26 protein-coding genes and 1 pseudogene are annotated in these 23,531 nt (G+C 62.9%); 17 read left to right on the top strand and 10 right to left on the bottom strand.

The window, feature by feature from the left end:
• The first annotated feature begins 2 nt into the window (after positions 1–2).
• Both BLS08_RS09890 and BLS08_RS09885 read left to right on the top strand, forming a co-directional pair.
• A complete protein-coding gene (locus BLS08_RS09890) occupies positions 3–1,001 on the top strand; it encodes an AraC family transcriptional regulator (protein WP_017679014.1) in 999 nt (332 codons plus the stop codon).
• Between the two features lie 134 nt (positions 1,002–1,135).
• Positions 1,136–2,446 (top strand): methyl-accepting chemotaxis protein, encoded by a 1,311-nt coding sequence (locus BLS08_RS09885; protein ID WP_017679013.1) that lies wholly within the window; start codon positions 1,136–1,138, stop codon positions 2,444–2,446.
• A 62-nt stretch (positions 2,447–2,508) separates the two neighbouring features.
• On the opposite strand, the gene BLS08_RS09880 is transcribed toward BLS08_RS09885, so the two are convergent.
• The 4 genes from BLS08_RS09880 to BLS08_RS09865 form a co-directional block, all read right to left on the bottom strand.
• The gene (locus tag BLS08_RS09880) at positions 2,509–3,855 is read right to left on the bottom strand and encodes an ATP-binding protein (RefSeq protein WP_164092093.1); all 1,347 of its coding nucleotides are present in this window, start codon (positions 3,853–3,855) and stop codon (positions 2,509–2,511) included.
• Positions 3,856–3,887: 32 nt separating this feature from the next.
• Positions 3,888–4,565 (bottom strand): response regulator transcription factor, encoded by a 678-nt coding sequence (locus BLS08_RS09875; RefSeq protein WP_017679011.1) that lies wholly within the window; start codon positions 4,563–4,565, stop codon positions 3,888–3,890.
• 66 nt (positions 4,566–4,631) lie between these two features.
• Positions 4,632–5,237 (bottom strand): outer membrane beta-barrel protein, encoded by a 606-nt coding sequence (locus tag BLS08_RS09870; RefSeq protein WP_017679010.1) that lies wholly within the window; start codon positions 5,235–5,237, stop codon positions 4,632–4,634.
• Positions 5,238–5,349: 112 nt separating this feature from the next.
• Entirely contained in the window at positions 5,350–6,522 is a 1,173-nt protein-coding gene (locus BLS08_RS09865) for an MFS transporter (protein WP_017679009.1), read from the bottom strand.
• A gap of 235 nt (positions 6,523–6,757) precedes the next feature.
• On the opposite strand from BLS08_RS09865, the gene napE reads away from it, so the two are divergent.
• The 5 genes from napE to BLS08_RS09840 are packed head-to-tail and all read left to right on the top strand — an operon-like array spanning position 6,758 to position 10,821.
• Positions 6,758–6,925: a periplasmic nitrate reductase, NapE protein gene (gene napE, locus BLS08_RS09860; RefSeq protein WP_017679008.1), complete on the top strand. Its 168-nt coding sequence runs from the start codon at positions 6,758–6,760 to the stop codon at positions 6,923–6,925.
• A gap of 29 nt (positions 6,926–6,954) precedes the next feature.
• Positions 6,955–7,215, top strand: a complete 261-nt coding sequence (locus tag BLS08_RS09855; RefSeq protein ID WP_017679007.1) for a chaperone NapD — start codon at positions 6,955–6,957, stop codon at positions 7,213–7,215.
• Positions 7,212–9,716 carry a nitrate reductase catalytic subunit NapA gene (napA, locus tag BLS08_RS09850; RefSeq protein ID WP_090336455.1) on the top strand — a complete coding sequence of 835 codons (2,505 nt, stop codon included), beginning with the start codon at positions 7,212–7,214 and terminating at the stop codon, positions 9,714–9,716. Before BLS08_RS09855 ends, napA begins: the two co-directional genes overlap by 4 nt.
• A gap of 11 nt (positions 9,717–9,727) precedes the next feature.
• On the top strand, positions 9,728–10,213 hold the full coding sequence (locus BLS08_RS09845) for a nitrate reductase cytochrome c-type subunit (RefSeq protein WP_017679005.1): 486 nt from the start codon (positions 9,728–9,730) through the stop codon (positions 10,211–10,213).
• A gap of 11 nt (positions 10,214–10,224) precedes the next feature.
• Positions 10,225–10,821 carry a cytochrome c3 family protein gene (locus BLS08_RS09840; RefSeq protein WP_026088775.1) on the top strand — a complete coding sequence of 199 codons (597 nt, stop codon included), beginning with the start codon at positions 10,225–10,227 and terminating at the stop codon, positions 10,819–10,821.
• Positions 10,822–10,869: 48 nt separating this feature from the next.
• Here BLS08_RS09840 and BLS08_RS09835 read toward each other — a convergent pair whose 3' ends face one another.
• Positions 10,870–11,346, bottom strand: coding sequence for a TlpA disulfide reductase family protein (locus BLS08_RS09835; RefSeq protein WP_033377739.1), 477 nt, complete (start codon positions 11,344–11,346; stop codon positions 10,870–10,872).
• A 30-nt stretch (positions 11,347–11,376) separates the two neighbouring features.
• Here BLS08_RS09835 and BLS08_RS09830 point away from each other — a divergent pair, with 30 nt between their 5' ends.
• Entirely contained in the window at positions 11,377–12,783 is a 1,407-nt protein-coding gene (locus BLS08_RS09830; protein WP_017679002.1) for a PilZ domain-containing protein, read from the top strand.
• Between the two features lie 114 nt (positions 12,784–12,897).
• Positions 12,898–13,290, top strand: a complete 393-nt coding sequence (locus BLS08_RS09825; RefSeq protein WP_017679001.1) for a hypothetical protein — start codon at positions 12,898–12,900, stop codon at positions 13,288–13,290.
• 48 nt (positions 13,291–13,338) lie between these two features.
• On the opposite strand, the gene BLS08_RS09820 is transcribed toward BLS08_RS09825, so the two are convergent.
• Complete coding sequence (locus BLS08_RS09820) at positions 13,339–13,539, bottom strand: hypothetical protein (protein WP_074918085.1); 201 nt, start codon at positions 13,537–13,539, stop codon at positions 13,339–13,341.
• A gap of 223 nt (positions 13,540–13,762) precedes the next feature.
• Complete coding sequence (locus BLS08_RS09815) at positions 13,763–14,980, bottom strand: YihY family inner membrane protein (protein WP_017679000.1); 1,218 nt, start codon at positions 14,978–14,980, stop codon at positions 13,763–13,765.
• A gap of 141 nt (positions 14,981–15,121) precedes the next feature.
• On the opposite strand from BLS08_RS09815, the gene arsC reads away from it, so the two are divergent.
• The 4 genes from arsC to BLS08_RS09795 are packed head-to-tail and all read left to right on the top strand — an operon-like array spanning position 15,122 to position 17,158.
• Positions 15,122–15,475: an arsenate reductase (glutaredoxin) gene (gene arsC, locus BLS08_RS09810; RefSeq protein ID WP_017678999.1), complete on the top strand. Its 354-nt coding sequence runs from the start codon at positions 15,122–15,124 to the stop codon at positions 15,473–15,475.
• Positions 15,472–16,068, top strand: coding sequence for an NAD(P)H:quinone oxidoreductase (gene wrbA / locus BLS08_RS09805; protein ID WP_017678998.1), 597 nt, complete (start codon positions 15,472–15,474; stop codon positions 16,066–16,068). The genes arsC and wrbA overlap by 4 nt, the downstream gene beginning before the upstream one ends.
• A 2-nt stretch (positions 16,069–16,070) precedes the next feature.
• Entirely contained in the window at positions 16,071–16,481 is a 411-nt protein-coding gene (locus BLS08_RS09800) for a DUF2069 domain-containing protein (RefSeq protein WP_017678997.1), read from the top strand.
• Positions 16,481–17,158 carry an alpha/beta fold hydrolase gene (locus BLS08_RS09795; protein WP_017678996.1) on the top strand — a complete coding sequence of 226 codons (678 nt, stop codon included), beginning with the start codon at positions 16,481–16,483 and terminating at the stop codon, positions 17,156–17,158. The genes BLS08_RS09800 and BLS08_RS09795 overlap by 1 nt, the downstream gene beginning before the upstream one ends.
• 91 nt (positions 17,159–17,249) lie before the next feature.
• Here BLS08_RS09795 and hda read toward each other — a convergent pair whose 3' ends face one another.
• The 3 genes from hda to BLS08_RS09780 all read right to left on the bottom strand — a co-directional run bounded on the left by hda (position 17,250) and on the right by BLS08_RS09780 (position 20,422).
• A complete protein-coding gene (hda, locus tag BLS08_RS09790; protein WP_017678995.1) occupies positions 17,250–17,954 on the bottom strand; it encodes a DnaA regulatory inactivator Hda in 705 nt (234 codons plus the stop codon).
• Positions 17,955–18,222: 268 nt separating this feature from the next.
• On the bottom strand, positions 18,223–19,308 hold the full coding sequence (locus BLS08_RS09785) for an AI-2E family transporter (RefSeq protein WP_017678994.1): 1,086 nt from the start codon (positions 19,306–19,308) through the stop codon (positions 18,223–18,225).
• A 73-nt stretch (positions 19,309–19,381) separates the two neighbouring features.
• Positions 19,382–20,422 (bottom strand): DUF2066 domain-containing protein, encoded by a 1,041-nt coding sequence (locus tag BLS08_RS09780; RefSeq protein WP_017678993.1) that lies wholly within the window; start codon positions 20,420–20,422, stop codon positions 19,382–19,384.
• 247 nt (positions 20,423–20,669) lie between these two features.
• On the opposite strand from BLS08_RS09780, the gene purM reads away from it, so the two are divergent.
• The 4 genes and pseudogenes from purM to BLS08_RS09760 form a co-directional block, all read left to right on the top strand.
• The gene (gene purM, locus BLS08_RS09775; protein ID WP_017678992.1) at positions 20,670–21,728 is read left to right on the top strand and encodes a phosphoribosylformylglycinamidine cyclo-ligase; all 1,059 of its coding nucleotides are present in this window, start codon (positions 20,670–20,672) and stop codon (positions 21,726–21,728) included.
• A complete protein-coding gene (gene purN / locus BLS08_RS09770) occupies positions 21,728–22,372 on the top strand; it encodes a phosphoribosylglycinamide formyltransferase (RefSeq protein ID WP_017678991.1) in 645 nt (214 codons plus the stop codon). Before purM ends, purN begins: the two co-directional genes overlap by 1 nt.
• An 8-nt stretch (positions 22,373–22,380) precedes the next feature.
• Positions 22,381–23,097, top strand: a complete 717-nt coding sequence (locus tag BLS08_RS09765) for a DUF3108 domain-containing protein (protein ID WP_017678990.1) — start codon at positions 22,381–22,383, stop codon at positions 23,095–23,097.
• A gap of 140 nt (positions 23,098–23,237) precedes the next feature.
• Positions 23,238–23,531, top strand: a pseudogene (locus BLS08_RS09760) (transposase); the annotation flags it as partial.

Below are 23,531 nucleotides of genomic sequence, written 5' to 3'. Positions count from 1 at the left end.
CCATGCGCGAACGCACCATTGCCAGCCACTTCGTCCGCGCCGCCCTGCGCGGTGCGGATCGCCAAGGCCTGGCCTGCGAGCTGATACTGCGTCAGGCTGGCATCCAGAGCGCCGTGCTGGTCGAGCCGCGCGCACGCATCGCCCCGGAACAATTCTCCCGGCTGATGCAACTGCTGTGGGAAGCGCTGGACGACGAGTACCTCGGGTTCGGCCGCCAGCCGAGCAAACGCGGCACCTTCGCCATGATGGGCCACGCCATCATCCACTGCCGCAGCCTGGAAAAAGCCCTGAGCCGTGGCGCGATGTTCTACGGCCTGTTTCCCGATGCACCGGGCATCCAGCTGCAACGCGAAGGCGACTGGGCGCGGCTGAGCGTCGACGACAGCACGCTGTGGGACCCGGATCATTTTCTGGTCGAAAGTCTGCTGGTGATCTGGCATCGCCTGGGTAGCTGGCTGATCGGCCAACGCATCCGCCTGGAAGAAGCCACCTTCGCCTATCCCGAGCCCGCTCATGCCGCCGAGTACGAACTGCTGTTCCCCTGCAGCCGGCGCTTTGCCGCCGGGCAAAACAGCCTGCTGTTCCACGCCCGCTACCTGACCATGCCGTTGCTGCAGGACGAACGCACCCTCAAGCAATTCCTCCAGCACTCACCCGCCGATCTGCTGGCCCGCCCCGACGGCGGCGATAGCCTGATCAGCCAGATTCGTCGCCTGCTCGGCCGCGACTGCCGCACCTGGCCGGACCTGGAACAGGTAGCTCAGCAACTGCACACCAGCCCGCAAACCCTGCGTCGTCACTTACGCGAGGAAGGCACCAGCTTCCAGGAACTCAAGGACCATCTGCGCCGCGACCTCGCCATCTACCACCTGGGCCGCGACGAACTGGCGATTCAGGACATCGCCGAACAACTCGGATTCTCCGAACCCTCGGCCTTTCATCGCGCCTTCAAGAAATGGACGGGGCTGACGCCCGGAGCTTATCGGGCGCAGGAGAGTTGAAACGGCGGGATCGGCGGCCAACGTCGGCATGTCACACGCGGTAACCTACGGCGTCGACCGCTCGGTCATTTCGCTCTAAACAATTGCCCCACGGCGCCGACACAGCCGTCAGCACTTACTCAGAGATCCCGCCGATGTTCGCGACCCGCCTGAAACAAGAACTACAAGCCCTGCGCGAAGAACTGTCCTCGATCGAGCAGGTACGCACCAGCCTCGACGAAGAGATGCTCGCGCTCTACCTCGACGCCCAGGGACGCATCGACTCGGTCAACGCCAACTTCGAGAAAGAAATGCTCTACCGCGCCGATCAACTGCGCGGCCGCCCCTTGCTGGCGCTGATCCCGGAACATGTGCGCAACCTGGACTTCCACCACCGGGTACGCCATGCCCTGGAACGCGGCGAACATCTGGCTGGGGTCATCCGCCTGAAACGCGGCAACGGCGAAGAAGCCTGGCTACGCTCGATCCTGCAGCCGCTACGCGACAGCCAGGGCAAGGTGCAGCGCTTCTCCATCTATGCCAGCGACCTGACGCGTACCATCGAGACCTCGCGCGAACACGAGAACTTGATCAGCGCGCTGCAGCGCTCCACCGCCGTCATCGAATTCAACCTGAACGGCGAAGTGCTCACTGCCAACCAGCGTTTCCTCGATTCGATGGGCTACAGCCTGACGCAGATTCAGGGTAAACATCACCGGATTTTTTGCGATGCCTCCGAAGCCAATTCTCCACAATACCAGCGGTTCTGGGAGCAACTGCGCCGTGGCGAATTCGCCACAGGTCGCTTCAGACGCCTGGACAGTCATGGACGCGAAGTCTGGCTGGAAGCCTCCTACAACCCCATCACCGACGCCCACGACAACCTGTATAAGGTGGTCAAGTTCGCCACGGTGATCACCGACCAGGTCAATCGCGAAGCTGCCATCGCCGAGGCCGCCAACATCGCCTTCGAGACGTCGAAAGGCACGGATGACAGTGCCAAGAACGGTGCATCGGTGGTACAGCAGATGCTCGACACCATGCGCGAACTGTCCAGCCGCATGCAGGAGGCCGCGCAGGGTATCGAGGCACTGGACAAGCAATCCCAACTGATCGGAGCCATCGTCAAGAACATCAGCAGTATCGCCGACCAGACCAACCTGCTGGCCCTCAACGCAGCCATCGAAGCCGCCCGCGCCGGCGAGCAGGGCCGAGGTTTCGCCGTGGTTGCCGATGAGGTTCGCCAATTGGCTTCACGTACCAGCTCAGCGACGGAAGAAATCACCCAGGTGGTCGGGCAGAACCAGCAACTGGCGGAGCGCGCGGTAGAGCTGATCGACCGCGGCAAGACCCAGGCCGAATTGGGCCTGGAGCTTTCCGCCCAGGCCGGCCAGGTGATCACCGAGATTCAGGAGGGTGCAAAACTCGTGGTAAACGCGGTGGAGCGCTTCGCAACACAACTATAGAGAGGCTTGCTCTTCATGGTCGCCCGCGTGCTCTGCCAATCCTCAGGCAGCAGCGGCTGCATTCAGTCGTACAGGCGCACCCTGAAGCAGGCGCCACCCAATTCGGAATCTTCCAGACTCAATTCACCGTCGTAGCTTTCGACGATATCTTCCACCACCGCCAGGCCGATGCCCTGCCCCGGATTCTGTGCATCCAGTCGCTCGCCTCGCTGTAGCACCCGCTCACGCTGCTGCTGCGGTACACCGGGGCCATCGTCCTCAATGGTGATCAGGCAGCCGCCAGCCAGGGGTTGCAACCTGACACGTACGCGATGCAGGCAGAGGCGGTAAGCGTTCTCCAGCAGGTTGCCGAGCAGCTCCATCAGCGCGCCACGTTCCATGGTGATCTGACTGTGCTCGGGAACTTCCAGCGTCGCCTCCACGCGTTTGTCGCGGTAGACCTTGTCCAGCGAGCGGCACAAACCGTCGAGCACCGGCCAGACCTGCTCGCGATGGCGTACCAGGCCGCTGCGGCGCAGGCTAGCGCGCTGCAACTGGTAGCCAACCTGCTGACTCATGCGTTCGATTTGCGCCTGCATCAGTTGCGCCTGCTCGCGATTCTCGTGCTGAGCGGCAAGGGTTTCACCTATGCCTTGCAACACACTGAGTGGTGTTTTCAAGCTGTGGGCAAGGTCTTCCAGTGAGTCGCGATAACGCTCGCGCTGACGCCGCTCGCTGTCGAGCAGGCGGTTGAGGGAATTGGTCAGGCGCAGCAGTTCGCGTGGGTGTTCGTCACTCAGGCGCTGGCGGGTACCGGCCTCTACGCCATCGAGCTCGTCGCTGAGACCGCGCAGGCTGCGAAAGCCCCAGGTCAGGCCAAACCAGAGCAGGCCCAGCAATACCAGCAGGGCGATGCCCAGCCACAAACGCAACTGCCAGGCAAAGCCGTTGAACAGCCCCTGGTATTCGCGCGTCGGCTGCATGGTCACGATGCTCAGCGCGGTCTGGTCGCCGCGCAGCAAATCCACTTCTACGTCGTATACGAAGTATTCCTGGCCGCTGTCGTCGCGAATGCGGATGAACTCGTGACCACGACCATCGTAGCGCGGCAGGTAGCGCACCAACTCGTCGATGGAGGAGCGTGAGCGCCAGATCATCTGACCTTCACGGTCGAAGATGAAACCCAGCAGGTGCGAATCGAGGTTGTCGAATTCCTCATCGGGCATCTTGTCAGGCATGTGCAACTGGCCGTCATGGATACGCGCAGCAGATATCAGTGCAGCCGCGTCGGAGGCCAGACGTTTCTCCACGGTCTGCTCCAGGGCCATGAGAAACACGCCCTGCAGCACGGGCATCAGCAATAGCATGAACAGCATTGCCAGTGCGGCACTGGCCAGCATCAGGCGCAGGCGCAACGAGCCGAAACGCATGCGCAGCTTGCGCAGAACGGCGCGCGTTCGGCTCACTTGCAGCGCTCGTTGAACATGTAGCCCTGGCCGCGCACGGTTTCTATCGGTTTGCCGCCCAGCACCGCCTCCAGCTTGCGCCGCAAGCGGCCAACCAGCACCTCTATGACGTTGGGGTCACGCTCGTCATCGCCCGGATAGAGCTGCTCCATCAGGCGTTCCTTGGCCACCACCTGCTGGTGATGCAGCATGAGGTACTCGAGGATGCGGTACTCGTAGGCAGTCAGTTGCAGCGACTGTTCATCCACTGTGGCCTGCTTGCGGTTGAGGTCCAGCACCAGCGAACCTGCCTCGATGGTCGACTTGGTGAACCCGGAGGAGCGTCGCAGCAGCGCGTTCAAGCGTGCTTCCAGCTCTTCGAACTGGAACGGCTTGACCACATAGTCGTCGGCGCCGCAGGACAGGCCTTCGACCTTGTCCTGCCAGTTGCCGCGCGCGGTGAGGATCAGAATTGGAAAGTTCTTGTCCTGGCTGCGCAGCTCACGGATCAGGTCGATACCGCTCATACCGGGCAGACCGAGGTCGACCAGGGCCAGGTCATGATTGAAGGACTCAGCTCGGTACAGTGCTTCTTCGGCGGTGCGCACGGCATCCACCACATGCCCGTTTTCACTGAGGCGAGTGAACAGATGGTGACGCAGCAACGCCTCATCCTCCACCACCAGCAATTTCATGAGACTTCCCCTTTTTAGTTGTACGAAGGCCGGGCAGAAGCCCGGCCTGCTAACGCTAAGCCGCCATTAGAAGGCGAAGTTGGCGCCGAGGTAGAGCTGCGAACTGCTATGCAGATCCAGCGACCCGGCCTTGCCCTCACCACGCGGTGCCATTTCTGTGCTGGCGTTGGTACGCAGGTAACGATAGCCGGCTTCGATCGATGTATTGCTGTTCAATTCCTGCAGGATACCGGCCTGCAAACCTGCAGCAAATCCAATGTCGCTGTCACGGGAGAAGCCACGGCTCTCCTGCTCGAGCTTGACCAGACCGGCGGTTACACCACCGAATAGCTTGGTGTTGTTGCTACCCAGCGGGACGAACATGTCGTAGCTGCCGAGCAGATTCTGCTGACGCAGTTTGTAGCCATTGTGACTGTCGGAAACATTCTCGTAAGTCGCGTAATAGCGACCATCGGCGGTCTTCTGGCCGGCACGGATACCCCAGGTACCCTCGCCATCGATCACTTTGTCCAACTTGGGGTTGCCGAGGTTGGCATTCAGCGCGTTGGATTTCTGGATGTTGTTGTCAGTCTGACCCCAGGTCAGGCCGACGAAATTGTCGTTGGCCTGGGCCACGGTTGCGCCCAGGGCCAGGCAGGTAGCGAATGCGATACGGTTCAGGGTGATTTTCATTGAATCGTTCCTCTCGTTGCAGTTTTGATCAACTCGGCAACAAGTCTGCGGGAAGACTACTGAATCCCTCCTGAACCCTCCTTGAACCTGCACTGAACGAGCGGCAAACAGCCTAGATACGCCGTACCAGAGCGCTGGCGAGGATAAACAACGAGGCCAGAACGCCGAGTAACGCCAGCCAGCCGGCGTGCTCCCAGACATAACCACCAACGTAGCCCACCAGGCTGGAACCGAGGTAATAGGCACACAGGTACAACGCCGAGGCCTGCGCCTTGGCCTCCTGCGCATGGATACCGACCTGCCCGCTGGCAACCGCATGAGCCGCGAAGAAACCCAGAGTGAACAGCGCCAGCCCGATCACCGCAGCGCTTAACCAGGGCGTCGCACACAAGGCCACACCCAACAACATCAAGCCGATCCCGCCGTGCAGCACCTGGCGTGCGCCGAAGCGTGGTACCAGGCGCCCTGCCCAACCGGCACTGAAGATGCCCAGCAGGTAGACGGTGAACAGCAGGCCGATCACCGTCGCCGACAGATTGAAAGGTTCTCCGGCCAGACGAAAGCCGACATAGTTGAACAGCGCAACGAAACCGCCCATGAGCAGGAAGGCCAGAGCGAACAGCACGCGCAAGCGCGGGTTGCTCAGGTGCAGGGCGAAGTTGCGCAACAGGCCGCGCAAGGACAACGGCTGGGCGGTGAAATGCCGCGACGGCGGCAGCAGCCAGAGAAACAGCCCCAACGCCAACAGGCCGAGCCCGGCAATGCCGCCAAGGGCCCAGGGCCAACCGCCCAGGTCACTGAGCAGGCCGGCGAGCAGGCGCCCGAGCAAACCGCCCAGCGCCGTACCGCCGATATACAGCCCCATCGCCGCCGGTAGCGCTTCGGGGTCAAACTCTTCCCCAACGTAGGCCATCGCCAACGCGGGCAAACCACTCAGCGCCAGCCCCAGCAGCGCGCGCAGAACCAGCAAACTGCCCCACTCTTCGACCAGTGCGCAGGCAATCCCCAGCATCGCTGCCAAACCCAGCGCCGCAGCCATGACCGGCTTGCGCCCCCAGCTCTCGGCCAGCGCACCGGATACCAGCAGGCACAGCGCCAGACTAAGAGTGGTCAGCGACAGCGCCAGGCTGCTGCTGGCCGCAGAAACGCGAAAGTGCGCCGCCAGCAAAGGTAGCAGCGGCTGCACGCAGTAGAGCATGGCGAAGGTGGCGAAACCGGCGCAGAACAGCGCCAGGGTGGCGCGCCGATAACCGGCGCTACCACGACTGAGATGGGAAGCGGACATGGGCAGAACGACTCACGAAACATGGGGCAGGCAAGCAATGGATCACGACCCGAAAGCAGATCCGGCGCGCATCCCCGCGAATGAAATCAAGAGCAAATATTAGCACGCTATCGATAATCCGAGCGCGCCTGCACCGCCTTGGACAATCGACCAAGCCTTGATTCAGCTCAACGGACTTTGCCCTTACTAAAGCTAAGGTCTAGCCTCAGATACGGAACACAATGGAGCCGAGCGAATGGATACCACGCCCGAGGGCAAAGCCACGAAAGGCAAGGAAACCCGCCTGTTCGTCTTTCTCGTCGTCTGCCTCTTCCCCCTCCTCTCCGTCGCCCTGGTCGGCGGCTACGGATTCATCATCTGGTTCATGCAGATGCTGCTGGGGCCGCCTGGCCCACCCACCTGATCGTTACTCACCAGACGGAGCCACGGAACATGGCCGCCCCCCTGCATATCGCCAGCCTGCTGGTACATGTACGCCCCGAACTGCTTGGCGCGGTGAAGGCCAACCTGCGCCAGCTCGACGGTCTCGAACTGCACCAGGAGAGCCCTCAGGGCAAGCTGGTGGTGGTGCTGGAGACCGAACACGAGCGGCACATCCTCGCGCGTATCGAACAGATCAACGCGTTGCCGGGCGTGCTCAATGCCGCCCTGGTCTACCACGAACTCCTCGAAGCAGAAGGAGACTCAGAATGAAGCTAACCCGCCGTGAATTCGCCAAAGCTAACGCCGCTGCCATCGCCGCAGCGGCGGCCGGCCTGCCCATCGTCAGCACCGCCAGCAACCTGATCACCGAGGCGGACATGACCCGCCTGGACTGGAACAAGGCGCCCTGCCGCTTCTGCGGTACCGGCTGCAGCGTGATGGTGGCCACCCGCGACAACCGCGTGGTGGCCACCCATGGCGACGTCAAGGCCGAGGTCAACCGCGGCCTGAACTGCGTCAAGGGCTACTTCCTGTCGAAGATCATGTATGGCGTCGACCGCCTGAATCAGCCGCTGCTGCGCATGAAGAACGGTGTGTACGACAAGCAGGGCGAATTCCAGCCGGTGAGCTGGGACCTGGCCTTCGACATCATGGCGCAGAAGATCAAGCAGGCCATGGCCGAGCATGGCCCGGAGGCCGTCGGCATGTTCGGCTCCGGCCAGTGGACGGTGTGGGAAGGCTACGCCGCCAACAAGCTGATGAAAGCCGGCTTTCGCAGCAACAACATCGACCCCAACGCGCGTCATTGCATGGCCTCGGCGGTGATGGGCTTCATGCGCACCTTCGGCATGGACGAGCCGATGGGCTGCTACGACGATATCGAGGCTGCCGACGCCTTCGTGCTGTGGGGCTCGAACATGGCCGAGATGCACCCGATCCTCTGGAGCCGGGTCACTGATCGTCGCCTCAGCCAGCCGAACACCAGGGTCGCCGTGCTTTCCACCTTCGAGCACCGCAGCTTCGATCTGGCCGACATCCCGCTGGTGTTCAAACCGCAGACCGATCTGCTGATCCTCAACTACATCGCCAATCACATCATCGAAAGCGGCGCGGTGAACAAGGACTTCGTCGGCAAACACACCAAGTTCGCCCGCGGCGCCGACGACATCGGCTACGGCCTGCGCGCCGACAACCCGCTGGAGATGCAGGCCAAGAACGCGGCCAAGGCCAACACCTGGGAGGACATGTCCTTCGAGCAGTTCGCCGCTTTCGTCAAACCCTACACACTGGAGCGCACCGCGAAGGAGAGCGGCGTGGCGGCCGAGCGCCTCAAGGCCCTGGCCGAACTGTACGCCGACCCCAAGCGCAGGGTCATGTCGTTCTGGACCATGGGGTTCAACCAACACACCCGCGGCGTCTGGGCCAATAACCTGATCTACAACCTGCACCTGCTAACCGGCAAGATCAGCGAACCGGGCAACAGCCCCTTCTCCCTCACCGGCCAACCGTCGGCCTGCGGCACCGCGCGAGAAGTGGGTACCTTCTCCCATCGCCTGCCGGCCGACATGCTGGTGGCCAACCCCAAGCACCGCGAAACCGCCGAGAAGATCTGGAAGCTGCCGGCCGGCACCATCCAGGAAAAGCCCGGCTTCCATGCCGTGGAGCAGAGCCGCAAGCTCAAGGACGGCGTGCTCAAGGTCTACTGGACGCAGGTCAGCAATAACATGCAGGCCGGCCCCAACATCATGCAGGAGGTCCTGCCGGGCTGGCGCAACCCGCAGGCCTTCGTCATCGTCTCCGATGTCTACCCCACCGTCTCGGCCCAGGCCGCCGACCTGATTCTGCCCAGCGCCATGTGGGTGGAGAAGGAAGGCGCCTACGGCAATGCCGAGCGCCGCACGCAGTTCTGGCATCAACTGGTGAAGGCGCCGGGCGAGGCCAAGTCCGACCTCTGGCAACTGGTGGAATTTTCCAAGCGCTTCACCACCGACGAGGTATGGCCCGCAGAGCTGCTGGCCAAGGCCCCGGAATACAAGAGCAAGACGCTGTATCAGGTGCTGTTCGCCAATGGCCAGGTCGACCAGTTCCCCAGCGAACAGATCGAGGCCGGCTACGCCAACGACGAAGCCGAAGCCTTCGGCTTCTACCTGCAGAAGGGTCTGTTCGAGGAATACGCCCAGTTCGGCCGCGGTCATGCCCATGACCTGGCGCCGTTCGACAGCTATCACGCCGAGCGCGGCCTGCGCTGGCCGGTGGTCGATGGCAAGGAGACGCGCTGGCGCTATCGCGAGGGCCACGACCCCTACGTGGAAAAAGGCAGCGGCGTGCAGTTCTACGGTTACCCGGACAAGCGCGCGCTGATCTTCGCCCTGCCCTACGAGCCGCCAGCCGAGGCGCCGGATGACGACTTCCCGTTCTGGCTCAGCACCGGCCGCGTGCTGGAGCACTGGCACACCGGCAGCATGACCCAGCGTGTCGAGGAGCTGCACGGCGCGGTGCCTGACGCGCTGGTGTACATGCACCCGGACGACGCCAGGGCGCTCAAGGCGCGGCGCGGCAGCGAGGTCAAGGTGATCAGCCGGCGCGGCGAGATCCGCGCGCGCATCGAAACCCGCGGGCGCAACAAGCCACCGCGCGGCCTGGTATTCGTGCCCTTCTTCGACGCCAACAAACTGATCAACAAGGTCACCCTGGACGCCACCGACCCGATCTCCAAGCAGGCCGATTACAAGAAGTGTGCGGTGAAGATCGAACTGGTCAGCCTGGCCTGAGGAGAGCCGTCATGAGCCTGCGTTTCCTACCTCTGCTACTGCTCGCCGCCTTCGGCCTGGCCATCGCCGGTGAGCTCAATTACCCACTCGACGCCCCCGCGCCGGACGGCCGCCGCCCCGGCGGCACCCTCAGTCAGACACTACCGGCACCGGTGCTGGGCAACGAGGAGAACAAGGACCTGCGCCGCGAGCGCAACTACCCGGAACAGCCACCGACCATCCCGCACAGCATTCGCGGCTACCAGGTGGACGCCAACGGCAACAAGTGCCTAACCTGCCACAGCCGCGCAGGTAGCGCCCGCAGCCAGGCGCCGATGATCAGCATCACCCACTACATGGATCGTGACGGCCAGCCGCTGGCAGCCGTGTCGCCGCGACGCTACTTCTGCACCCAGTGCCATGTGACTCAGCAGGAAGTCAAACCCCTGGTCGACAATAGCTTCCGCAATATCGACCACCTGCTCGAAGACGAAGCAGCCGGCACGGCGAAACCCTGAGGAGGCCTCCCATGAAGTCGTTAATGGCCCTGCTCAAGGAGTACTGGGGCATCCTGCGTCGCCCGAGCGTGCATTACAGCCTGGGCTTTCTCACCCTGGGCGGTTTCATCGCCGGGATCATTTTCTGGGGCGGCTTCAACACCGCACTGGAGGCCACCAACACCGAGCAGTTCTGCATCTCCTGCCACGAGATGCGCGACAACGTATATGTGGAGCTGCAGGACACCATTCACTACAGCAACCGCTCCGGAGTGCGCGCCACCTGCCCGGACTGTCACGTGCCACACCAGTGGACGGACAAGATCGCGCGCAAGATGCAGGCATCAAAGGAGGTCTGGGGCAAGATCTTCGGCACCATCAACACCCGCGACAAGTTCCTCGCCCACCGCCGCGAGCTGGCCGAGCATGAATGGGCGCGGCTCAAGGCCAACGACTCGCTGGAGTGCCGCAACTGTCATAACTTCGACTACATGGACTTCACCAAGCAGAGCCCGCGCGCCAGGCAGATGCATTCCAGCGCGCTGGCCAGCGGCGAAGCCACCTGCATCGACTGCCACAAGGGCATCGCCCACCAGTTGCCGGACATGAGCGGGGTGCCGGGTTGGTAAGCGCCATGACTTCCCCGCACGGGGTGACAGGGCGCACCCTGCGCGATTCTAGTTCTGACGAAGTTGCTGCAATTGTTCGAGCAGGCCGGCGGCCGTCTGCTCGCCTACCAGGCGCTCACGCAGCCTGCCATCGGCGTCGACAATGTAGGTCACCGGCAGCACGTCATTGCGCGGCAGCTCGAAGCGCGCCGCCGGGTCCTGCGCCAGCACGGTGAAGCGAATGTCGAAACTGTCCGCGGCACGCTTGAGGTCATCGCCCTGCAGGGCATCGAAATTGACGCCGATCACCCGCGCCGACTGGGTTTTCAGCTGTTCTTCCAGAGCGTTGAGCTCGGGGATTTCCGTGCGGCACGGCGCACACCACTCAGCCCAATAATTAATGACTAGCCACTGGCCATCCAGGCTCTCAGCCGTTACCTTTCGTCCATGCTGATCAAGGCCGTAATCTTCGGCACAAGCCGTCAGCAGCAGACCGGCGCAGATACCCATAACAGCCTTGCCGAAACTCCGGAGCCCTAAGCCCATGTACTCGATCCTCGTCCACCCGGGGTTGATATGACGCTGGATGCCCTGCGCCTGGAAGTACCGGACATCCGCGAGGACAACAGCGTATCGCCAGCGGAAATCGCTCAACGACTCGCGGCAGCTCGCCATCTGGAGCCGGAAAATGGCCTGCAACAAGTGCTGGGCCTGTTGTTTTCGCTCAATCGCAGCGCTCTGACCTTACTGGAAAGGCAGCGTGCGCTGCAAAACTTCAGTGACGAGTACCGCCATTACGCCAGCCTTGCCAATCGCCAGCATCCGCCAAGCACGCTGTTCGTGCGTTTCTGCGGCGAGTTGGCGATCGGCTTCAAACGCCTGCTGCTGCAAATCCTGCAGGGTCGCCAGCCGTCGATGCCACACCTGGCCTGGTGCCTGTACATGGCCCAGCATTTCCTTGCCCAGCAGTTGCTGCGCCACTACCAGCTGTACCAGGAGCCACCTGCAGCGCTCTGGCGCGACAGCCACCTGCTGTACTGGATCGGCGAGCACCAGCAGTGTCTGGACGAACCAGTGGCGGCGGCCTTCGAGCCGAAACCGGCCAGTACCCTGCGCGGCCTTTACCAGCAGATGCTGCTCTTGGCCCTGAGCAATCCCTTCCATCTCGATGAAGGCGAATGCCTGACCCTGTTCAGCGCGCTGGCACCTCTGGCGGCGCTGGCCAGGTTGCAAGCCTGGGACGAGGAAGACGACGCCGAAGGCCCGGTAGTCGACCTCAGCGAATCACAGGCCTGCCTGAGTTTCGAACAACGTATCGAAGGCAAAGCCGCCAACCTGCGCCGCTTCGAACTGGGCGCGCTGCTGATCGCCCTGCACGAACCCGCGCCGCTGCAAAGCATGCAGGAGCGCCAGTTGCTCGAACGGGTACGCCAGCACTGGCTGGGCCGCCAGCAACGTCGCCATGAACGCGCCGAACTGGACGGACAGTGCAGTCTGGTGGTGGGCCTGCCGGCCATCCATGCGCAATTGCTGGACAAGCTGCCGCAACGCACCGAGGCGCAGATTCTCGATGCCAGCCCAGGTGGCGCGCGCCTGCTGTGCAACGCCAACGAGGGCGGACAACTGCAGGTTGGGCAACTGGTTCTGCTGCTTACCAATGGCACACCGACTCTGGCATTGGTGCGCTGGCGTCATCTCAATAGCGAAGGCTTGCACCTCGGGCTGCGCTATCTCAAAGGTCTGCCACGTCCGGTCTGGCTGCGCCGCGCCCCCAATGCGCAAACTCACCCTGGTGTGCTGCAGAGCACCCCGGCCCCCGGCAACGGTTGGCACCACGGCCTGTGGCTGCCCAACGGCCAGTTCAGCTCCGGCGAGCACCTCTGGCTGCAGCTGGCCAGCGTGCACAACCAAGCGATCCTGCCGCTGCCCGAAAGCAACCTGCAGACCTCATCGGTTACCCGTCACCCGCTGCGCCTGGCCTGATATGCGAAACTGCGACTCCAGTCACGCGGCCTGTCCGCCGAGTGCACAGTTTCGCCAGCAGGTGGGTGCTTATAATTCCTGGCACTCAAGTCTCACCCAGCCTGGAATTTCACCATGTCCCAAGCGCAAGACAAGCTGATTGGCTCCGTGCCCTCGCGCATCGTCGACGTCGCTCACCTGCTGGTCACGCCCTACGAGGGCCGCGTAGCCGAATACAACGTCGCCACCTGGCTGCAATTGCCGGGGCTGGCCAATCTGCCGGTATCGCTGCTGGTGAGTTACCGCGACGGGGACAAGCGTCGCGAGGTGAATGTCGACCACGGCAAGGTCAATGCCCATGGCAAGATCCTGCTCTCCGGGGTCGCTCGCATGCCGGTGCGGCTGAAGATCGAGGACATGCAGGTGCGCCTGCGCTCGGCGGTGCCGGCGCAGAGCCTGGTAGTCGAGGAGTTCTTCGTTCAGGCCGTCGAATTGGCCAACAGCGAAAGCCGCCAGGCCATGGCCTGATCCACAACTGCAACATCGAACCCCGCGCATCGACGCGGGGTTTTGCTTTCAGCCGGAGGAAACTCCGGGGCTGGGCGCGGCCTGCGGACTTGAATCGTCGGCGTCTGGCTGCAGGTTTTCGGCAGCCACATGCTCGAGCAGCGACTCCGGCCAGCGTGCGAAATGCAACCCGGTGATTCGATTGAGCCGCGTCAGCGCTTCCTGCGGATCGCGTCGATGAAGGTGGATTACCCTGTTTTTTACCGTCATTACTGCCTGCGTCCTCAGCGATCCCTGCCCTGCTGGCAGTTCGATAGCAACTGACCTTGCTGTAGCTAGAAGCGTGCCAGACCTTCTGTAACGCATTCATTGACGCCTGCCCCTGCACCCAGATCACAGCAGGCCTGGGCAACGCCTTAAACTGACGCTTTTTGTCACCCCTTTTCGGCGCCCTCTCTCATTCACCGTCGCCCACAATGTCACGCAAGTGTGCTCAGCCCTTCCCCGGTAACCAATCCGCCAGACTGACTCCGAACTGCTCCTCGCGCTCCGCTTGCAGGCGCTCCAGTCCCTCGCGCAATGCCGGATACCAGGGTTCGTCGAGCTGAGCCGGTAGTTGCGACAGAGTCGGCAACGGCCAAGGGCTGCACTCGAGCAACTGATGCAGGGCAAAATTGTGCAGATCACGGCACAGCACCCAACCTCCACCGCTGGCCTTGCAAGCCAGGTGCTCACGCTCGAGAAAGTCCATCACCTGGTTCCACTCGTCTTCCGGTAAACGCCAGCCAGCACGCTGCATATCGCCGTAATGCAGGGCTTCGCCCTTCTGCTGGCGTTTGAGCAACAGGCGCAACACCACCAGCAGAATCAATCCCTTGGGGATGGGGTCGCGACGCCAGTGCCGTGGTTGCGAGAGGCCGTACACCAGCTCGGCACCCAGCAGCACGATCAACCAGGACAGATAGATCCACACCAGAAATAGCGGCACCGTGGCGAAGGCACCGTAGATCAGGTGATAACCGGGAAACAGGCGCACGTAGAGGCCGAACAGCGCCTTGGCCACTTCGAACAGCACAGCGCTGAACAAGCCGCCCAGCACCGCATGGCGCAAGGGCACCCGAGTATTGGGGACCGCCGCATAGAGCAAGGTGAAGGCCGCAATGCTCGATAGCAACGGCGTGAAGGCAAGCAGAGTCCTGGCGCCGACTACTGCGTCCGGCCCGGAAATCAGCGACAGCGAGGCGATATAGGTACTGACCGCAAAACCTGCACCCAGCAGCAGCGGTCCGAGGCTGAGAATCGCCCAGTACAGCAGGAAACTGGACATGCCGCGGCGCGGCTGGCGCACCCGCCAGATCACGTTGAAGGTCTTCTCGATGGTTACCAGCATGAGGAAGGCGGTGACGGCCAGCAGCCCCACACCAAACCAGGTCAACTGCCGCGCCTGGGTGGTGAACTCACGCAGATATTCCTGCACCGTCTCGCCAGTGGAAGGTACGAAGTTGTTGAAGATGAACCCCTGGATGTCCTCGCCCACGCCCTTGAATGCCGGAATGGCCGAAAGCATGGCGAAGGTCACGGTCATCATCGGCACCACGGCGAACAGGGTGGTGTAGGTCAACGCCGCCGCGTTGCCGGCGCCACGGTTCTCCACGAAACGCTTATAGAGACTCAGCCAGAACCCCAGCCAGTCCTTAAAACGAACCTGCATGACCTCTCCTTAGCCCTCAAACCCAAACAGACAGACAATACGCCGCGTGAAAAGGTCGCAGCAAAGCGGCCCAGCGGTTTGCGTGCATCCGCGCATCAGGCGGTTAGAATAGCCGCCACTTCAAGCCGGATGCGAGCCACCATGACCGACCTGACCCTCTACCACAACCCGCGCTGCTCGAAATCCCGCGGTGCTCTGGAGCTGCTCGAAGCCCGCGGCCTGCAACCGCAAGTAGTGCGCTATCTGGAAGCGCCACCCAGCACCAGCGAACTCAAGAGCCTGCTCGGCAAACTGGGTATCGCCGCCCGCGACCTGTTGCGTACAGGTGAAGACGAATACAAGGCACTGGGCCTGGCTGACGCCAGCTTGAGCGAAGCTCAGTTGATCGAGGCGATGGTCAAGCATCCCAAGCTGATCGAGCGCCCGATCCTGATCGCTGGCGACAAGGCCGTGATCGGTCGCCCACCGGAAAAAGTGCTGGAGCTGCTGGCATGAACACGCCCTACATCCTCGTCCTCTACTACAGTCGCCATGGCGCCACTGCGCAGATGGCCAAACAGATTGCCCGTGGCGTCGAGCTGGCTGGTTTGGAAGCACGCCTGCGCACGGTGCCGGCGGTATCCAGCGAATGCGAGGCCGTGGCGCCGAGCGTGCCGGAGGACGGCGCCATGTACGCCACCCTGGACGACCTGAAGAACTGCTCGGGTCTGGCCCTGGGCAGCCCGACCCGTTTCGGCAACATGGCCGCACCACTCAAGTACTTCATCGATGGCACCAGCAACCTGTGGCTGACCGGCGAACTGGTCGGCAAGCCGGCAGGCGTGTTCACCTCCACCGCCAGCCTGCATGGCGGCCAGGAGACCACCCTGCTGTCGATGATGCTGCCTCTGTTGCACCACGGCATGCTGGTCTGCGGCCTGCCCTATAGCGAATCGGCCCTGCTCGAAACCCGCGGCGGTGGTACGCCTTACGGCCCCAGCCACCATGCGGGCGGCGACGGCAAACGCGCGCTGGACGAACATGAAATCGCCCTGTGCCGTGCACTGGGTCAACGCCTGGCGCAAACCGCCAGCAAACTGGAGCGCTGAACGTGGCCCGAGCGAAGAAACCCCTGCCCAGCCTTGAATGGCTGGAGCCACGGGTCAAACTCAGTCGAGCACTGAGCCTGTTCAGTTTCATCACCCTGCTGACCCTGCTGCTGGTGTGGAACCTGGCCTTCGCCGATCTGCATGGCGCGCGGATCGGGGTTGTATTGGCGATTCAGCTGCTGCCACTGGCGCTACTCGCCCCCGGGATGTTGATGGGCAACGCCCGTGCCCATGCCTGGGCCTGCTTCGTGGTCAACATCTACTTCATCCAGGGCGTACTGGCCGCCATCGACCCGGCGCGCGCACTGTTCGGCGCGTTGGAGGCGGTGATCAGCTTCGGCCTGTTCTGCACGGCGCTGCTGTATACGCGCTGGCGCTTTCAGTACGACCGCAAGCTGGCCGGAGAAGTCTGATGCGCCTGGTGCTCCTGCCTGGCCTCAATGGCAGCAGTGCCCTCTTCACGCCCTTGCTCGAGACCCTCGCAGGCACCGACTGCTGGCCACTGAGCCTGCCGGAACAAGGGCCGCAGGATTATCCAAGCCTGGCCGACGCACTATTCGAGCAGCTTGGTACGACACCTTTCGTGTTACTGGGCGAATCGTTTTCCGGCCCTCTCGCCTACCAATTTGCCCTGCGCCAGCCCACCGGCCTACAAGGCCTCATCTTCGCCGCCTCGTTTCTGAGCAGGCCCAATCCTGCCCTGGCCCTGCTCGCGCATCTGCCCATGCCCCAGGCACTGGCCACACAGCCCTGGCTGCTGCGCGCCCTGTGCCTGGGTATAACGGCAGACGAGCACATCCTGCAACAGGTGCGGAGGGAAATTCGCCGGCTGGATCAGAGGCTGCTGCACGCGCGAATGGCGACGCTGGCCAGCCTGCAAGCACCGACGCAAGCCGTGGATCTACCCTGCCTGCACCTCTGGCCGCAGCAGGATCGGCTGGTCGCAGACAGCGCTGCAGAACGACTGGCCCAGACTTGCGGCGACATCCGCCAGATTCGCCTGGATGGTCCGCACTTCATCCTGCAGACACAGCCAAAGGCCTGCGCCAGAGCAATCGCTGATTTCATGCAGGGAATAGTCGCGAGCTAGCCCGTAGCCCGGATGAAATCCGGGATTGTGTGTCAGGATTCCCGGATTGCATCCGGGCTACGCTCTTGCTGGCAGCTTGAGACCCCTGCCCCTACCAGCCCAGGGTTTCCTTGAGAAAGGGAATGGTCAGCTTGCGCTGGGCCTGCAGCGAGGCCTGATCGAGGCGTTCCAGCAGCTCGAACAACGCGCTCATGCTGCGCTCACCACGAGTGAGGATGAAGCGACCAACCTCGTCGCTCATCTGCAGACCACGACGCGAGGCACGCAGCTGCAGGGCGCGCAGCTTGTCCTCATCGGACAGTTCATGCAGCTGGAAGACCAGTGCCAGGGTCAATCGCGACTTCAGATCGGGCAGTTGAATGGGCAGCTCACGCGGCGACATGGTGCCAGCCAGCAAAAGACGCCGGCCGCTGTCACGCAAACGGTTGAACAGGTGGAACAAACCCTCTTCCCAGTCGCTGCGGCCAGCCACTGCATCGAGATCATCGAGGCAGACCAGCTCGCACAACTCAAGGTTGTCGAGCAGCTCCGGGCCGTGCTGCACCACTTCGCTGAGCGGCAGATAGACCACCGCTTCGCCACGCTGCTCGAAACGCAGGCAGGCAGCCTGCAGCAGGTGGCTACGCCCTACGCCCTCAGCGCCCCACAGATAGATCAGGCTTTCCGTCCAGCCGGCATCGGCCTCGCACAGACGCTCGACATAGCCCAGGGCCGCAGCATTGGCGCCGGGGTAGTAGTTGGCGAAGGTGGCGTCGTCACGCAGACGCACCCCCAGAGGCAGCTGGATAGGTTTCATGCTCAGGGTCTGTTCCCGTTTCGGCGCGAGCCGCGTTGCTGCGCCAAATGGCGCCAGGCCAGGTGTGGAGCGCAGGTAATGGTCGCTCCCTTGCCAAGCTCCACAACGCAGCATGGCGCCATTTGCCGCGCAACCCGAAGGGCCGGGCCAGTTTTTGCGCGCTGCTGCGTTATTCGTCGTTCATTTGGAATAACCAAATCTCTCTCCTCATGCCTTGCCCCGCGCAAAAACTGGCTCCGGCGCGGCCGCGGCGAAACGGGAACAGACCCTACCTCGTCGGTTCGTCGGAACCGCTGTTGGACTCTCCGTAAAGGCCGGAAAGTTTATACAAATCATGGGCATGGCGCAGCAGAACCATGATCACTGCGGCGACCGGCAAGGCCAGCAGCACGCCGGTGAAGCCAAACAGCTGGCCGCCAGCGAGGATGGCGAAGATCACCGCCACCGGATGCAGGCCGATGCGATCGCCCACCAGCATGGGCGTGAGGACCATGCCTTCGAGCAATTGACCAATCATGAACACCACGCCGATACCGATCAGCGGATAGGGTTCGAGACCGAACTGGAACAGCGCAGCAGTCAGCGCTGCACCGATACCGACGATAAAGCCCATGTAGGGCACGATGCTCGCCAGTCCCGCCAGCACACCGATCAGCAATCCCAGCTCCAAGCCCACCAGCATCAGGCCAGCGGAATAGATGACGCTCAGTGCCAGCATCACCAGCAATTGGCCGCGCAGGAAGGCGCCCAGTACTTCATGACATTCGCCCGCCAGCTTGACCACCAGCCCCTCGCGCTGGCGCGGCAGCAGGCGGCGCAACCGCTCGACCAGCACATCCCAGTCACGCATCAGGTAGAAGCTCACCACCGGAATCAGCAGCAGGTTGCCCAGCCAGGCCAGCAGCGCCAGGCCTGAAGAAGTCGCCTGAGCCAGCACCGCCTTGAGCACGTCGGTGGTCTTGCCGATGTTGTCGGTAAAGACCTGCTTGAGCTGATCGACCTGCAGCAGATCATTCTGCAGGCCCAGGTGCGACTGCGACCAGGGCAAGGCAGTGCCCTGCAGCCAGTCGAGCATCTCCGGCGCCAGTTGATACAGACGCACCAGCTGCCTCCCCAGCATGGGCACCAATACCAGCAGCAGGATCAGCAACAGCAGCGAGAACAGCGTGAACACCACCACCACGCCGCCAGTGCGCGACAGGCGATGCCGCTCGAGACGGTCGACCAGCGGATCCCCCAGATAGGCCAGCAGGATGCCGATTAGGAACGGAGAAAGAATCGGGTGTAGCAGGTACAGCAGCCAGCCGAGCAGAAACAGCCCAGCTATCCATAGCCAACGGGTGGAATCGGTCATGCTCGCGTCCTCGATGCGAAACGGCGCCCGAAAGGCGCCGTGTAACTGGGCTGTGGTCTACCCGGCGCCAATTCTACCAGCGAAAGCGCAACTGATCGGTGCGCGGTTTCACCTGCGGAGCCTCGGTTGCACCCGTTTCAGGAGCCTCTACCGGCGCTGCGGCGTCGAGCGGTTCGCTGACCTCCTGGAGCTGAGCCAATGCCAGCTGCGCGCGCAGTTGCTCCGGGCTGGCACTGACCTGATAGACCAGGCGCTGGCCGTCGATCTCCTGCAAACGCGCGGCGAAGGGTTCGAGCAAGCGCTCCAGCGCCGCGAAACGTCCCAGGTCAGCACCTTCGATCACCAGCGTCAGGCTCTGCGCCGCGCCAGGCTTGACGACGAACCGCGGCGCCAGACGCTCGGCCACGGCCAGCAGCACTGCATCGGCCAGCGCAGCCTGATCGGCGCCCTCAGCCTTGCCCTGTTCACGCTCGTCGCCCAGCCACAGGCGCCAGGTAGCCTGCCAGTTACCGCCGCTTTCGGTCGCCTGCACGGCCAGCAAGGCATCGGCGCCATAACGCTCGGAGGCCTCACCCAGTGCCCGCGGATCGTTGGCCAGCAGCGTATCGGCACTGCCCAGCGCCTGCTCACTGAGGTCCGCCAGGGGCAGACGCAGCGGCAGACCACGATGCTGAGCAGCATCGCGCAGCAGTGCCGATGCACTCTGGCTTTCGCCAACCAGCTGGCTGCCTTCCGGCGATTCGTTGAGCCACCAGGTGAGGATTGCCGGGCGGTTGGCGCCCCACAGGGCCAGGCCAGCCTGACGCAGTTGCTGATCGGTACTGGCCGGATCGAATTCGACCAACAGCGCGTCGCCTTCATAACCGTACTGGCTGACGATCTGTTGCGGGTCCTTGCGCAGTCCTTCCAAACCGGCGCTCTGCAGCGCCTTGGCATCACCGGTCAAGCGCAGCACCAGGGTCTGCAGGGCCTTCTGCATGGCCGCGTCGCGGCTTTCCGGCTGTTGATCCGCCACGGGTTCACGCACCTGATAAAGACCGGTAACCGGCGCGGCCAGTGCTGGCAGGCTCAGGAGCGACAGACAGAAGAACAGCAGGCGGATGGGCAAACGCATTGGGGTGGACTCTCGCAAGGGATGGCCGCACGGCGGGCAGGCACAAAGGCCTATACCTTAAACAGCCGCTCAAGCCCCGGCAACCAGAGCCAGCGCCTGCGACGAAGCGCATGCACGCGAGTGGCCGCTGCCGGGCAAGCCTGATAAAATCGCGCGCCTTCGCCAGCCGGTACGCGCGCCGGGCTCCTTGGATGAGCCCGCGCCACGTCGGCGCCTACACGAACTCCCCATCCAAAGGCCCGGATCTATGAGCAAGCAACCCTCCATCAGCTACAAGGACGCAGGCGTCGACATCGATGCCGGTGAAGCCCTGGTCGAACGCATCAAAGGCGTCGCCAAGCGCACTGCGCGTCCGGAAGTCATGGGCGGCCTGGGCGGCTTCGGCGCCCTGTGCGAGATCCCGGCCGGCTACAAGCAACCGGTGCTGGTGTCCGGCACCGACGGCGTCGGCACCAAGCTGCGCCTGGCACTGAACCTGAACAAGCACGACAGCATCGGCCAGGACCTGGTCGCCATGTGCGTCAACGACCTGGTGGTCTGTGGCGCCGAGCCGCTGTTCTTCCTCGACTACTACGCCACCGGCAAGCTCAACGTAGATGTCGCCGCAACCGTGGTCACCGGCATCGGCGCTGGCTGCGAACTGGCCGGCTGCTCCCTGGTCGGTGGTGAAACCGCGGAAATGCCGGGCATGTACGAAGGCGAAGACTACGACTTGGCCGGCTTCTGCGTTGGCGTGGTGGAAAAGAGCGAAATCATCGACGGCTCCAAGGTCATCACTGGCGACGCGCTGATCGCCCTGCCCTCCTCCGGCCCGCACTCCAACGGCTACTCGCTGATCCGCAAGATCATCGAAGTCTCCGGCGCCGACATCGAGCAGGTGCAACTGGATGGCAAGGCCCTGGCCGACCTGCTGATGGCGCCGACCCGTATCTACGTCAAGCCACTGCTCAAGCTGATCAAGGACACCGGTGCGGTCAAGGCCATGGCCCACATCACCGGCGGCGGCCTGCTGGACAACATCCCGCGTGTGCTGCCGCAAGGCGCCCAGGCGGTGATCGACGTGGCCAGCTGGAATCGTCCGGCGGTGTTCGACTGGCTGCAGGAACAAGGCAACGTCGACGAACATGAAATGCACCGCGTGCTGAACTGCGGCGTCGGCATGGTCATCTGCGTCGCCCAGGATCAGGTCGAAACCGCCCTGGCCAGCCTGCGCGCCAGCGGCGAGCAACCTTGGGTCATCGGCCAGATCACCGAAGCGGCAGAAGGTGCAGCCCAGGTTCAGCTGAACAACCTGAAAGCCCACTGATGCCCTGTAATGTCGTCGTCCTGATCTCCGGGTCAGGCAGCAATCTGCAAGCGCTGATCGACAGCGTCGCCCACGACGGCAATCCGGCCCGCATAGCCGCGGTCATCTGCAACCGCGCCGGTGCCTACGGCCTGGAGCGGGCGAAACAGGCTGGGATCGCCACCGAACTGCTTGATCACAAGCAGTTCGACGGCCGCGAAGCCTTCGATGCCGCCCTGATCCAGGCCATCGATGCCCACCAGCCGGACCTGGTGGTACTGGCCGGTTTCATGCGCATCCTCACGCCTGGCTTCGTTCAGCACTATGCAGGCCGCCTGCTCAATATCCACCCGTCACTGCTGCCCAAGCACAAAGGCCTGCACACCCATCAACGGGCTATCGAAGCCGGCGACAGCGAACACGGCTGCAGCGTGCACTTCGTCACCGAGGAACTCGATGGTGGCCCTCTGGTCGTACAAGCAGTGCTGCCAGTCATGGCAGATGACACGGCCGAAAGCCTGGCCCAGCGCGTGCATCAGCAGGAACACCAGATCTATCCTCTGGCTGTACGCTGGTTTGCCGAAGGCCGCTTGCGTCTTGGCGCTCAAGGCGCAATGCTGGATGGCCAGCCGCTGCCCGCCAGCGGCCACCTGATTCGAACCTAGGAGACTCTATGCGTCGTGCCCTGCTGTTCGCCCTGACACTGTTCAGCCTGCCCGCCCTTGCCGAGGATCTGCAGCCCTTCTCCGCCAGCTACACCGCGGACTGGAAGCAGCTGCCGGTTAGTGGTAGCGCCGAGCGCAGCCTCAAGCGCGAAGACGACGGCCGCTGGACCCTCAACTTCGAAGCCTCGATGCTGGTCGCCGGCCTGACCGAAGAGAGTACCTTCCGCGTCGACAACGGTGCACTGCTGCCGCTGACCTACCGCCTCAACCGCAGCGGCCTGGGCAAAGGCAAGAAGGTCGAGCAGGACTTCGACTGGGAACAGAAGCAGGTTATCGGCACTGACCGTGGCGACGCCGTACGCTTCCCGCTCAATCGCGGCCTGCTGGACAAGTCGACCTACCAGGTCGCCCTGCAACAGGATGTCGCCGCCGGCAAGAAAAGCGTGAGCTATCAGGTGGTCGACGGTGACGAAATCGAAACCTACGACTTCCGTGTGCTGGGCGAAGAAGTGGTGCGCACCAAGGCTGGCCTGATCGACGCGATCAAGGTCGAGCGCGTGCGTGACCCCACGCAAAGCACCCGCAAGACAGTGCTGTGGTTCGCCAAGGACTGGGGTCACCTGCTGGTGCGCCTGCATCAGGTGGAGACCGACGGCAAGGAATACCAGATCATGCTCAAGGACGGCACCGTCGCCGGCAAGCCGGTCGAAGGTCGTCGCGACTGATTGGCAAGCGCACAAAAAACCGGGCTAATGCCCGGTTTTTTTATGGTTCTTCGCATTCTCGCGGGGAGGATACGCTTGTAGTGGTCTGCTGATTCCGGACACCAATTTAGGCGAAAATCCTCGCCACTAAGAGGTGTTCGATGAGTAAGCAACGACGTACGTTTTCTGCCGAGTTCAAGCGAGAGGCTGCGGTCTTGGTGCTGGATCAAGGCTACAGCCATATCGAGGCCTGCCGTTCGCTGGGCGTCGTGGACTCGGCATTGCGCCGCTGGGTGAAACAGCTCCAAGAAGAGCGCCTCGGCGTCACCCCGAAAAGCAAAGCATTGACTCCCGAACAGCAGAAAATCCAAGAGCTGGAAGCCAGGATCGACCGACTGGAACGGGAGAAAGCGATCCTAAAAAAGGCTACCGCTCTCTTGATGTCGGACGAGTTC

The sequence above is a fragment of the Ectopseudomonas chengduensis genome, from assembly GCF_900102635.1.
GTDB lineage: Bacteria > Pseudomonadota > Gammaproteobacteria > Pseudomonadales > Pseudomonadaceae > Aquipseudomonas > Aquipseudomonas chengduensis.
The sequence above is the reverse complement of the archived record's forward strand: the minus strand, read 5'-3'. Positions and strand labels throughout refer to the sequence as shown.